A 13,159-nucleotide genomic window follows, 5' to 3' on the forward strand; every position below is an offset into this window, starting at 1 on the left:
CAAAAGTTCTATGCTATATTTTGAGACAGGATAATGTTTATAATCAATAAAGTGGAAGATATGGGCGTTCAAATTTATAATGAATTATTAGACTTTAAAAATAAATTAGAGAGTTGGATAGATAAAGAAATTGAAGAAAAAAAAATAAATGAAAACGTGTTTTGCATTTTTTTATCTTATGGAACAAAAGATCAGAGATGCAATGTATGGAATAATGCTGATAAAAATGTACATTTGATTAAGAAAAGGTTATTTAGCTTTGTTGATAAAATTTTTGAAAAAAATAAAACTCAGCTTAACTTTATAAAAATAGATATTGCTTATCAAATTGAACAACAGGCATGGCCAAGTGTTGTTTATCAAGTTATGAATCAAGAACATAATAATCATTACCGCAAAGGTATTAGTTTAGATGAAAATTTTAATATTGCATTTCTTGAGCAAGAAATTTATGGACGAGCAATAATAAGAGGCTTGCGATATGATCAGCCTAACTTTTTTGATGAGCAAAATTTAAATAATGCGATTAAGAAAAAATATCCTAATATTCAAAAAAATATAATTTTAGATCAGCTTCAGTTTGTATGGACTTTCGAAACACATGGCGCAATATATGAAGGTAATCAATTTATCGAATTGCAAAGTGGTGGTTGTCAAAATGGTGTTAGGAAACTTATAGACGATAAAAAAGAACATTTAGAGCATTTGATTGAAAAAAATGCGGAGTTTTTAGCGCAACAAATCCAAGAAGATGGGCGATTCATTTATGGTTATTTTCCAGCATTTGACCGTGAATTAAAAAGCTACAATACGGTTCGCCATTGCACATCGGTATATGCATTAATCGAAAGTTTTGAAGTTAAAGAAAAACAAGCCTATTGGCCAAAGGTTTATAGTGCAATACAGTATGCTATTGATACTTTTTATAAAGAAAAACAAAGTAATATTGCATTTATGATCGATGGAGAAAAAGACCCAGAAATTAAGCTAGGATCAAACGCTGCGGCTATTCTCATGCTTACAAAATATCAAGAACTTACCCAAGATGACCGCTATTTAAAATATGCTGAAGCGATTGCAAATGGGATTATGGAAATGGTTGATGACAAGGGGGAAACAACACATGTCTTGCATTATCCTAGTTTAGACGTCAAAGAAAAATTCCGCATCGTGTACTATGATGGAGAAGCAGCATTAGCATTGCTAAGACTTTATCAAATTAATCATGATGAAAAGCTCCTAATAACAGTAAAACGTATGTTTGAGCATTTTATTGAGAAAAAATATGAAAAATATCATGATCATTGGTTAAGTTATTGTACCAATGAACTCACGAAAATTTGTCCTGAAGAACAATATTTTCAGTTCGGCTTAAACAACTATTTAAAACATATGAACTTTATTAAAAATAGAAAGACAGCATATGCAACATTTTTAGAAATGTTAATGTCTGCATATAAAATGGTAAATCGATTAAAAGAACAAGGTTATGATGATCTTTATGCCAAAGCTGAATTTGACAAATTAAAAGAATTGATTGAAATCAGAAGTGAGTTTCAAAGAAGTGGTTTCTTCTATCCTGAAGTTGCAATGTATATGGCGAGACCAGATAAAATCTTAAATGCTTTTTATGTACGTCATGACCGTTTTAGAACACGTATAGATGACCAAGAGCATAACTTATCTGGATATGTCGCCTATGTAAATTACTTTGAAAAAGGTGAGTTGTGTGATGATAACTAAAGATATAATAGAAAAAACAACCCTAGGGACGTGGTATAGGGAGCCTGATGAGAATTGGTTTGTAAGTCACATTTCAGAAAATAAATTAAACTGCAAAAAAGGTGAAACTCTCTTTATCGCAATGGATAAAGAGACTTGGCTAAAAGGTACGGGGAATACTGGTATTTATTCAAAATGGGAGGACACACATGAACTTGTACACAGTTTCTCAGATAAAGTTCATGGAATTATTGCTCAAAGACCAATACCAAATTTACCAGAACACATTCCTCAATATATTTCAGAAAATCCATTTGATTTTATAAATAAGTATAGTGAATACACACGCTGTAATATTGATAGTAAGATTATTGCAATTACAGGGACCGTTGGTAAGACTAGTACCAAAGATTATTTAAATATTTTATTAAAAGAATTTGGTTCAACCTATGCAACAGTTAGAAATCATAATTCTAAAACAGGTGTAAAGATTACACTTGCGAATGCCATGTCTAATCCAGACTATCTTATTATAGAAACTGCTATGGCTGCATTATGGTTAAAAACAGGTAGTATTAGTCGTTTGTCACGTCCAGATATTGCAATTATTACAGAAGTAGGTGTTGGACAACAAGGCTGTGATGAAAATAAAACTGCTGATTTTAAAAGTCGAATTGCTGATGGTTTAAGTGAAAACGGTTTAGTTATTATAAATCGAGATATAAAGAACTATGCCCATTTAGTTAAGTATGTTCATCGTTATAGCAAGAATATTCTAAGTTATGGTCAACATTTTGATGCTGATATTCGTTTCGAACGAGTTGAAGATGGTTTTACTGTTCAATTAAAAGAAGAAAAACATCATATTCATTTAGATACTTATGTAGATGATGGTACGTTAAGTAATATGACGGCTTCATTAGCTACGTTATATGCATTGGGTCTTGAGTTAACAGATGTATTTCAACTATATAACAAAATAAATAATAAAGAGTCAACATTAGCGGTATCTTATGTAGAAGATAAAGGTGTCTTTTTAATTGATGATACTTATAATGCTGAATATCTTTCAATGATTAATGCATTTAAGTTTTGTCAAGGTAAATATAAAGATAATAGAAAAATATTGATAGTTGGAGACATTATTAATTTAGCAGATAAGTCCCGAGAGGTTCATGAGAGTTTACTCAGCCCAATACTTGAAAATGAATTTGAACAGATCGCTACTTTTGGTAAAGATACGATTTATTTAAATCAACTTTTGCCAAGTGATCGAAATTTGGGGCATTTTACCGATGCAAAGCAATGTGCTCTAAAAATCAGAAATATTCTACATAAAGATGATGTAGTTCTGGTTAAGGGATCGAGACGAAATTCGACGATTGCGACGATCCCTAATTTGATCGCTTTACCAGAGAATAGTCACATAGACAAAAGTATAGATAAATATGTTACTGCACATTTATCTCACGTCAATTTCAATGAACAGATATGGCAAACGAAGACTGAATATGGAATTGGCCCATTAATCCTAATTTATTTAGCTTTAAAAAAATATGCGTTAGAAGAAGTACAGTTAAACACTGTTTATAGAGTGACTGAGAATGTAGATCGAGAAGCAAAAAGGAACAATGCTTTAGGTTTATTCCTAGGGGAAAGTTATTATTTCACTCAGATTCTACAATACGTAATTTTGACTCAAAAGCCTGATTGTATTTTAGCTCTAGCTGAACTGCTATATCGGACAACTGCAGAAGCATTAAAAGAAATAAAGAAAGAAGCTGAACTTCTTGGTATAGATCAAAGTCAGATTTTGAATATTACAGGTAGAAATGTAAGAGATAAGACTCAAGAAAAAAATTTTTTAGAAATTTTTAAAGTGAGTAAAAAAATATTTGAGTTACCTGCTTATTTTAGAAAGCAATTTTTTGTTGATATTACCTATTTTAAAGGCGCTATCTTAAGACCGATTACATCGGTAGCATCTAATGTCGGTTTAGATGGTTTTTTGTTCGTTGGCGATCGAAATCGGCGAGTCTATATTGGTTTTAGTCAACAACAAAAGAAAAAAATAAGTATTCATTACACCGATGGTGAGGCCGCTAAGATTGAGCATGTTTTGCCATATCATCAAACTTTTAATGCGCTTCCAATCCCTAAAAAAATACATGCTAAAAGCCAATATATAAACATTTTAGGAGATACTTATTTTGGTGAATCTTATACAAAAATTAGGAAGAGGAGAGGCGTGATTGATGCATTACAAAAATATGGCTATACGCATTCTTTTGAGAAAATAGCACCTTTCTTTGGTAAGGATGATATCAATATTGCAAATTTTGAAGCTGTTTTTATTGCTAATGATAGTCAGCAGTCGCCTTTAGAAAAAATTAAACCTTTCATTTTGGGTGCTGATGCAGACAAAACTTTAAATGAGTTTTTACATAGAAACATCAATCATGTCGTACTCGCAAATAATCATTTAAAAGATTATGGAAGTGAAAGTCTAGAGTTTACTTTAGACCAATTTGACAAGAAGTCGATCGCGTATATAGGTGCTGGTCGTAATCAAAATCAAGCACATGAGTATTTTGAAATTGATTGGAAAGGTAACAAACTTGCGATTTTTAATGGTTATTGGCATAGGGATACCGCTTACAACAAATTTGATTTCTATGCATTAGGACATCGTGATGGCGTAGCTTGTACTAATGGTATTCTTCTTGAGCAGGTCAAAACATATAAAAAAAATTATCCACACCATAAGATTATGGTGATAAGTCATTGGGGTGTGGACTTTAAACCAATTCAGGATGAACAAAAACGGATTGCAAAAATACTTGTTTCATGTGGTGCTGATATGGTGATTGGGCACGGCCCTCATACTATTCAACCTATCGAATATATAGATGGTAAGCCGATTATTTATAGTATCGGGAATGGTGTGTTCAATAGTAATGGTGAATATGATAAACACGGAGCATTACCTTATGGCTGTATTGTCCGATTGGATATGGAAGAACAAATGTTAAAGCTTTATCCAATTTTTACTAATAATTTGAAAACATTTTGGCAGCCTCAACAGGTAAATAAAGATCAATTTTTAGAAATAAAAGCAAAAATCCTGAAAAATGAAATTGAAGTATCTAATGATGAAGAAGATAAGCTAGGTTATTTTTTTAGTATTTCATTCTAATCAAAATTTAATTTTATTAGATAATTGGAGAATAATAATGGAAAAGAAAAAAAATAGTTTATGGGCTGTAATCTGTGGAAATATCCGGGATGAATTAGAGTTTAAACTTACATTGACTAGAATAGTTAAACTCCGGAGTGAATTAAAAGTTGATCACATCGTATTTTCAACATGGAATGGTGAAATAGATAAATATAATGGCTTGAGAGAGCAGTTAAAATCTCTAAAAATCTATGTTTTAGAGGGCGAAGCGATGACAAAGGAGATAGAGTCAACACCCAGCAACTCAGTGAATTATTGGAGACAAGCAAGACAGCTGCTAAGTGCGCTTGATATTATACCTAAAACTGATTTTGTATTGCGTCTAAGAACAGATCGAAGTTTAAACTATATTAACTATATGGATAAACAAGATATATTTTCTAATTATAAGCATAAAGTTAAAACTTTTGGTAATTTTCCAAAACTTTTGAATTATCAAATAATAGTATTTCGTCCGAGAACGGTTCGCTTATTTCAAATGACAGACTTTGTACTTCTTGGTCAAAATAAAGATTTATATAAATTGATAAATTTTGATTTTTATGATCTTCATATTCAAAAACCTGTAGTTGCAAATATCCAATGGTTCGCTTATCCATTTCTTAAAGAATTTCCTGTTTTAAGAGACTATTTGCGTTTTACGCGATATACGCAAATGGTTCCTGTCTTAAGAGACTATGTAGACAAGAAACAAGAGGATTCTGTTTTTCCAGAAATATATTATAAAGTTTATGCAGTCTATTTACTTACCCTATACACACATTTTTATATTATTAGTCCAGAAAAAATAAATCAAAATAACAGAAATGAGGTAGGCTTCCATCACTTCTTTAGTAGCAGTAAGAGTAAAGGTCTTAAATACCAAAGTCTAGGGACTATCATTTTAGATAGAGATCTTATTAAGATGGCAATTACTGGTAATTTATTAAAAACGCCATCTTATGATAAGTTTATGGATTATGTTGAACGTGCAATGCATAACGATGAAGATGATGACATCTTTGAAATGAATCATGAGGAATATAGGCAGGTTGTTGATTTTTATAATGGAAATAATTTTGAATGCGAGAGCAACATGGTCTGGCTAAAGAAAATTAACCGACATCCATTAAATATAAAAAAATTGAATCATTATTCTGAAGCTGATTGTGAGGTTGATTTAAATTGTCTTTCTATAAGTAATGAAGAGTGGGAAAAATTAACTTATACAGATTTAATTGAACGTGATTTATTTAAAATTTGGAAAAATAAGAGTGATGTAACTTTTCAAGCTTCAGAGAAAATGTTATTACCTATTGCTAGAACTGGTAATGAGTGTGCAATATTTATCTTAATTGATATGTTATATAATAATTTTATCCAAGATATTAATTATAATGAGGTGGTGAGAATTTCTTTATTTTATTTGAATACTCGCTTGGGGAATAATAACATAACTAATATTACAATATCTATTGTTTTGGTCCTAGTTAAATTGCATTTTTTAGGTAAAATTGAATTAAAAAGGTTTGAAGATATTGTTGTAATAGTATTGTCAAAAATTATGAGTGAGGAGGCTATAGACTATATTATCTCAATCGATGGGGAAGATGTTATAAAATTTATCGCTGATCAAATTGAAAAAACAGTTAAAGATGTGAGTTTAAGAGAGCTTTTTTGTGCTGTCTTAATGAATAAAGAGTTAAGTCAACATGTTATTGAAGGTTTGAAAGGTGATGAGTTGGTGATTGCAAAGAAAAAGTGTTCAGTCATGAAAATGAGTATGGAAAATGAAACGACTAATCTTTGATATAGATGATACTATTTGTAATACTAAGAATGGTGATTATAAAAATGCGACTCCTAATCTACCAGTGATTGATAAAATCAAAGAGTACCATAAGCAAGGTTTTGAAATATGCTTTTATACTAGCCGAAACGTTAGAACATTTCAGAACAATATTGGAAAAATTAATGCACACACTTTACCTATTATAATTGAATGGTTAAATAAATACTCGGTTCCTTATGATGAAATAATTACAGGAAAGCCTTGGTGTGGCTTTGAGGGTTTTTATATAGATGATAAAGCTATTCGCCCTACTGAGTTTGTAAATCTTTCATATGAGGAAATATGTGAACTGATAACAAATAATGAGGGAAATTCATGATTGTAATTCCTATGGCAGGTCTTAGCTCTCGTTTTTTTAATGCTGGCTATACAGTACCAAAATATATGCTCGATTTAGGTGGTCAGAGTGTATTCGAATGGTCTGTTTCATCTTTTAAAGATTACTATAACAGTGATGATTTTCTTTTTATTATTTTTGATCAATTTGGTACTTTTGATTTTGTAGAAGATTGTGTTAAGAAAATGGGAATAAGAAATTATGAAATTACTATTCTTCCTGAAAGAACACTAGGTCAAGCTGATACTGTATATCAAGGTATAAAGAATAAATCTTCAGATGAAGAAATGTATATATTTAATATTGACTCAAGATTGAATAAATTTGAAAAAATTAAAGATACATCGCAAATAGATGGCTATCTAGAGGTTTTTGAAGGTGAAGGAGAGCACTGGTCTTTTGTCTTACCTGGAGAGAATAATAGAGTATTGAAAACTACAGAAAAGCATAGAATATCAAATTTGTGTAGTAATGGCTTATACTATTTTAAGTCATCCAAGATTTATGAAAAATATTTTAATATAAATTTTATTGAAGAATCAAATCAAGAACTATATATAGCACCTATCTATAATAACTATATTAAAAATGGGATGAATATATTGTATAAAACTGTTAAGTGTTCTGATATTGAATTTTGTGGAACTCCACAAGAGTATTTGATAACTTTGAATAAAATTAGAGCTTAAGAATATGATTTTAATTGCTTCTGGTGCCTATGTTTCTTCTGAGTTTCAGGTTGAATTGGGACGAATACCACCGTGTTTATTACCTGTTGGAAATAAAAAATTAATTGAATTACAAATTTCAAAACTAAAGAGTTTTTTTGGTGATGAGGAAGTTTTCGTAACTTTACCAGAAAGCTATAAGTTATCTAATGCTGAATCTAAAGTTTTTAAAAGCTTGGGTGTTAATTTAATTTTTATTCCAGATGATTTTAAACTTACAGAGTCTATTTTGTATGTTTTAAATACACATGAATATATAAATAAAAATGAAGTACTATATTTATTGCATGGAGATACACTTTTTTCAGACTTTATTAAGTTAAATCAACCTGATATTTTGGCAGTTGCTAAATCTTTTGATAGCTATAATTGGGAGGTTGTTCGAAGTACAAGCCAACATGCATTAGTTTGGTGTGGTTTTTTCTCTTTTTCATCGATAAGTTATTTATTGAAGTCTTTAACTCTTCAAAAGAATGATTTTGTTAATGCTGTTAAATTTTACAGTGATACCTATCATTTGAAAGAGCAGGAGGTTGATAGTTGGTTCGATTTTGGTCATGCTAATACCTATTTTTATTCAAGAGCTAATATTACTACAGAGAGAGCATTTAATAATTTAGATATTTCTGATGGTATTGTGAAAAAGAGTGGTGTACCTAATATAAAAATCGAGGCTGAAGCCCTATGGTATCTTAATGCACCTGTAAGATTAAAAAAGTATCTGCCAGTTCTTATTGATTTTAAAAAGGAGGAGAATAATAGTTGTTATTGTTTAGAGTATTTGCCATATATTCCATTAAATGAGTTGTTTGTTCATGGGAAAAATGAATTGTTACAATGGAATATGATAATTAAAAAAATCCATGATTATATGAATGTTTCAATACTCGTTTTAGATGAAAACATTGACTTAGAGCTCATTAAAAAAAATGTGATCAATTTGTATGTTGAAAAATCAAAATCTAGATTTAGTGATTACCTAAATAGCAAAGAAATATCTGAAGACTCAGTGATAATTTATAAAGATACGATGTTACCAAAGCTTTCTTTGTTATTGGATGATTGTATCAAACGTGTGATAGATATAGATATATTTTATGGTGTTATGCATGGTGACCTTTGTTTTAGCAATATTTTGTTTGATTCCCGTGGTGATAGAATAAAAGTTATTGATCCTAGAGGGTTGAATTTTGATAATGATTTTACACTGTACGGTGATATAAAATATGATTTTGCAAAATTAGTACACTCTATAGTTGGATTATATGATTTTATTATTTCTGGTTATTATAAGTTGGAGGAAAGTGCAAATGGATCTATACAAATCATATTTGATATAGACGAACGTACTGAGTTAATAACAAAGCAGTTTGTTAGTGATTTTAAATTCAAGGGAATGACAGTTTCTGAGGTAATGCCTCTAGTAGTTTTACTTTTTTTATCAATGCTACCTTTACATTCTGATAGGCCAGATAGGCAAAAAGCAATGTTTTATAACGCCTTAAGGTTGTATTATGAATATATGGTTTAATGTTTCAGGTAAAATTTTAACAATATTAGCGTGTAAACTTAGTCTAGGAAATTCGAAATACATGGATCAGTAACGAATTAGGGGTTTTAATGATGAAATTCTTTTGTATATTACTCTTAAGTATTGCTAATATTTCATGTGTAGCTACTAACAGAAAATATGAGACTTTCGATATACATTTTGTAGTCATTACACCAAACCCTTTAGCTCACTCTACTGTAAAATTAGAACAATTAAAAAAAGAAGTTGATATTTTAAATACTTATTTTGTCAAAGAAGACCGATCTCCGATCATAAAATTTAATTTCAAAAGTGCGTCATTTTATGAAGAGATAAAAGAATCACATTGTACATTTGTTGCTTTACATCAAGGCCAGCGAATCTATAATTCAGAGATTTGGGCAAAACATTTTAATCAATGTAATGACCCTAAGGTGAGGGATCCTAAAGCTATTAATTTTTATGTTTTTGATAGTTTTACTCTAAAACAAGGTTTTAAAAACCGTGATGGACATGGGAAAAGAAATGGAAATCGACCTTTTTTGCTTTTAGATTGGGAGCGGCTAAATCATAATGTACAAGCTCCAGAAGAGCATGAAATGGGCCATGCTTTTGGTTTAAGCCACGTATGTTCTTTAGGTGCTACACCTAACTCTTCAACAAATATTATGTCATCTTCATGTGTTGGAGGCTCGACAGGGAAAAGAGATATAGGTTTTAACGAGGCACAAGTAAAACAAATTATGCATTACGTACCATTAATAAAAGCTAAACTTTCCTCAAATGGCTATTGAAAAATCATTTGAGACTCACTTCGCTCGATGATAATAATCCATTATTGTGGAGAGTTGTTCACGATTAAATCCGATATTACGTTGTCCACCACTGCCGAGCTTACAATCAGCGCTGGTCATGATATTGGTTGAATCTTTTAATTTTGCACCTGGTGCACAGACATGCTTTAAGCCAAAAGCATGACCCATTTCATGTGGCGTTGCTGCTTGAATATTATAATTTAATCTCTGCCAGTCAATTAAAATAAATGGTTGGCCTGTGTTACGGAATCCCCAACTGGTGACATCCCTAAATTTTAATCTGTCACTATATGAGTCGTATATAATGAAGAAAACTTCTTTCGATCTACGCTCTGGAAAGCAACGTTTTACAGCAGCAGGAATATTTTCAGTAATTATTTTTCGAGGTTGATTAAGCTGATAAGCTAAATCACAGTTACGTTTGTTAAAGTTTTCATAAGAAAAATAACGGTAAGGCTTGAACCGAAAGATTTTTTGATTATTTTCATCCACAAAGTATTGGTTTAGGATATTAATCTCTTTCAGCATTTGATTTCGGTTGTCGTACTCGCGTGCTTTAGGTGTATTGGTTGTATAAACAAAACTTACATAAACGACTGGTAGGGTACTTTCTTCTTCTTTGTGTAATTTGATCGGATGTTTTTCTAACTCAACATAACTTTTTTCTTTAGTACTGCATGCTACACAGACTACGCTGATCATGAATAGTGTCGTAATTTTCTTATATGCCATTTCCAGATCTCTAATATTTTAATATTGAATTGGTTTGTGTGATTTTTTGCTCATAATAGCAATTTTTTGAGGTTTTATCACGTTGAATGAACAAGAGTTACATCGCCAAATCCTTGAGGTTATTGATCTCATTCCTTATGGAAAAGTGACAAGTTATGGTCAGATTGCAAAATTAGCAGGTTTACCTAAACATGCACGGCTAGTTGGATTTGTGCTAAAACATTTGGATCAAGAAAGTAAAGTGCCTTGGTATCGTGTCATAAATGCACAAGGACGAATCAGTGTTAATAGAATCAATGATAAAGGGGAAAATATTCAGCAGTGTTTATTAGAAGCAGAGGGCGTTTACTTCGAGAATGGAAAGGTTGATTTTAAAATTTTTGGTTGGACCATTTGATAAAAATAGTCTCAATGTATATTGAATAGATTGAAGGGAATTTACTATTTATTTGCAATGCTTATACATAACGTTACGCATAAGTTTTGGATTTCAAATGAATTAAGTTGTTTTATTGGATTAAAAAGCATGGTAACTACCATGCTTTTTAATTATTAATCGCTAAACTTAAAAAGTAATTAACGAACTATAAGCACGGGGAGTTGGCTTTCTGCCAAAACTTTCTGTGCAACGCTTCCTAGAACAAATTGTTTAAATCCTGTACGACCATGAGAGCCCATAATAATTAAATCACTTCCAAGATTTTGTGCAGCTTTAATGATTTCTTGGTGTACTGAAAGGCCCTCAAGTGTTTGAGATGCAACACTCAAACCTAAATTTTCAAACTTTTGTTCTGCTTTGTCTAGATTGTCCTGTACATAGCCTTTCACACGCTCAATAAGTTCATTGCTTTGTCCAAAGCGGATATAAGTATCAGCTAAGTAAGGATCTAGAGTGACCACCCCAACTACCGTGATTTGACTGTCTAAAGCTTTTGCTAGTTGAGCTGCTTCACGAATGACTTTATCCGCAGTTTCTGAGTCATCGATAGCGACTAAGATTTTTTGATAGCTCATATTTGTTACTCCTTGTTTTTACGATGTTCTATTGAATTGGCTTATAAAAATTTTGTTTAAAATATTATCTTATTTCCATATTAAACTTATTTTTTATGAAATAAAACCTAGTAAATTTATAGGGATAGTGTTTATTTCGAGTTATAGGCAAAATAATCTTTACGACTAAAAATAAATGAATTTTCTTCAAAAAATAGAGTTTTGTTTATCAGTGACTTACATAAGTTAAAATGATTTTTTTTCAAAAAAATCTAACAGTGAATCAATATTATTGGTTTGCAATTGCTCACGCATTTTTAAAATTTGTTTTTCATCTCGCTCATAGAGTTTAAGTGAAAGGAGTTTTTCAATTTCAGTTTCTGTGAAACGAGATTTGATTACTTTGGCTGGAACACCACCGACAATGGTGTAGGGAGGGACGTTTTGAGTGACAATGGCACCTGTTGCAACTATAGCACCTTCACCGAGTGTGACACCTTGCATAATCATGGCACGACTGCCGATCCAACAACCATCGCCAATGATTGTATCTCCTGCTGGAAGAAAGCTACGCGTATCAAAGGGAAAAGTCGATATCCAATCAGAACGGTGCAGTTGATTACCACCCATCATGATCACGCACTCAGCACCAAAGCAGACAAAATTACCAATATAAAGTTGATCAATCGGTTTCTCTGCTGTTGAAGCTTTATCATGAAGATAACGCACCACACATCGTTCAAAACCCTGATCCCAAAAAGCAGAATAATAGGAGTAGTTGCCTTTGATATGGATATTGGGGTTTTTCACTGTTTTAGAAATAAACTCGAACTCACACCAGTGTTTAACAGGAGAGTTGATTAATGGATCCATGACTGAGATAAAATATTAAATGAAAGCTTGGATCATTATAGCTTTTAAAGTAGGAGAGAATGCTAATTGGAGAAAAATTTCCATAGCCAACTAAACAGACGTTGAATTTGATTGGGAAATACAAAACCGAGAACAGCACAGAGCAAGGCTGTATTTACAATAATAAGTATAGAACTGGTAGCGGGATTAACATGAAATGCCCATGTGATGGCAACACCAATACCAAGAATAACTCCTGCAAAGGTGTAGATCAATGCACTTATCAGCCGATCTTGCATTGCTATCTCTCATTTTTATTCTATTTATAAACAAGATGCCTGAAACAAAAGAACTCTTCAACCAATGAAGAGTTCTTTTGT

General features: G+C 31.4%; 12 protein-coding genes. 8 read left to right on the top strand and 4 right to left on the bottom strand.

The features are described from left to right. Positions 1-60: 60 nt before the first annotated feature. From DS737_RS03920 to DS737_RS03950, 7 genes are all read left to right on the top strand, one after another. Entirely contained in the window at positions 61-1,743 is a 1,683-nt protein-coding gene (locus tag DS737_RS03920; protein ID WP_171287575.1) for a glycoside hydrolase family protein, read from the top strand. After that, positions 1,733-4,918 (top strand): CapA family protein, encoded by a 3,186-nt coding sequence (locus DS737_RS03925; protein WP_113996813.1) that lies wholly within the window; start codon positions 1,733-1,735, stop codon positions 4,916-4,918. Before DS737_RS03920 ends, DS737_RS03925 begins: the two co-directional genes overlap by 11 nt. Before the next feature lie 37 nt (positions 4,919-4,955). Continuing rightward, complete coding sequence (locus DS737_RS03930) at positions 4,956-6,749, top strand: WavE lipopolysaccharide synthesis family protein (RefSeq protein ID WP_113996814.1); 1,794 nt, start codon at positions 4,956-4,958, stop codon at positions 6,747-6,749. Further along, positions 6,730-7,110 (top strand): HAD hydrolase family protein, encoded by a 381-nt coding sequence (locus DS737_RS03935; RefSeq protein ID WP_113996815.1) that lies wholly within the window; start codon positions 6,730-6,732, stop codon positions 7,108-7,110. The genes DS737_RS03930 and DS737_RS03935 overlap by 20 nt, the downstream gene beginning before the upstream one ends. Then, on the top strand, positions 7,107-7,817 hold the full coding sequence (locus DS737_RS03940; protein ID WP_113996816.1) for a glycosyltransferase family protein: 711 nt from the start codon (positions 7,107-7,109) through the stop codon (positions 7,815-7,817). The genes DS737_RS03935 and DS737_RS03940 overlap by 4 nt, the downstream gene beginning before the upstream one ends. Positions 7,818-7,821: 4 nt before the next feature. Continuing rightward, complete coding sequence (locus DS737_RS03945; protein ID WP_113996817.1) at positions 7,822-9,387, top strand: hypothetical protein; 1,566 nt, start codon at positions 7,822-7,824, stop codon at positions 9,385-9,387. 89 nt (positions 9,388-9,476) lie between these two features. Continuing rightward, positions 9,477-10,181 (top strand): zinc-dependent metalloprotease, encoded by a 705-nt coding sequence (locus DS737_RS03950; RefSeq protein ID WP_228206841.1) that lies wholly within the window; start codon positions 9,477-9,479, stop codon positions 10,179-10,181. 15 nt (positions 10,182-10,196) lie between these two features. On the opposite strand, the gene DS737_RS03955 is transcribed toward DS737_RS03950, so the two are convergent. Then, positions 10,197-10,934, bottom strand: a complete 738-nt coding sequence (locus DS737_RS03955; RefSeq protein ID WP_017394872.1) for a metalloprotease — start codon at positions 10,932-10,934, stop codon at positions 10,197-10,199. Between the two features lie 82 nt (positions 10,935-11,016). On the opposite strand from DS737_RS03955, the gene DS737_RS03960 reads away from it, so the two are divergent. Beyond that, positions 11,017-11,331, top strand: a complete 315-nt coding sequence (locus DS737_RS03960) for an MGMT family protein (RefSeq protein WP_017394873.1) — start codon at positions 11,017-11,019, stop codon at positions 11,329-11,331. Between the two features lie 179 nt (positions 11,332-11,510). Here the strand turns inward: DS737_RS03960 and DS737_RS03965 are convergent, their stop codons facing one another. From DS737_RS03965 to DS737_RS03975, 3 genes are all read right to left on the bottom strand, one after another. Next, positions 11,511-11,948 (bottom strand): universal stress protein, encoded by a 438-nt coding sequence (locus DS737_RS03965; protein WP_004640302.1) that lies wholly within the window; start codon positions 11,946-11,948, stop codon positions 11,511-11,513. A gap of 225 nt (positions 11,949-12,173) precedes the next feature. Continuing rightward, the gene (locus DS737_RS03970; protein WP_113996818.1) at positions 12,174-12,800 is read right to left on the bottom strand and encodes a CatB-related O-acetyltransferase; all 627 of its coding nucleotides are present in this window, start codon (positions 12,798-12,800) and stop codon (positions 12,174-12,176) included. Between the two features lie 62 nt (positions 12,801-12,862). Further along, positions 12,863-13,078: a hypothetical protein gene (locus DS737_RS03975; RefSeq protein ID WP_004640299.1), complete on the bottom strand. Its 216-nt coding sequence runs from the start codon at positions 13,076-13,078 to the stop codon at positions 12,863-12,865. Between the last annotated feature and the right edge of the window lie 81 nt (positions 13,079-13,159).

It is taken from the genome of Acinetobacter haemolyticus (assembly GCF_003323815.1).
GTDB classification, from domain to species: domain Bacteria; phylum Pseudomonadota; class Gammaproteobacteria; order Pseudomonadales; family Moraxellaceae; genus Acinetobacter; species Acinetobacter haemolyticus.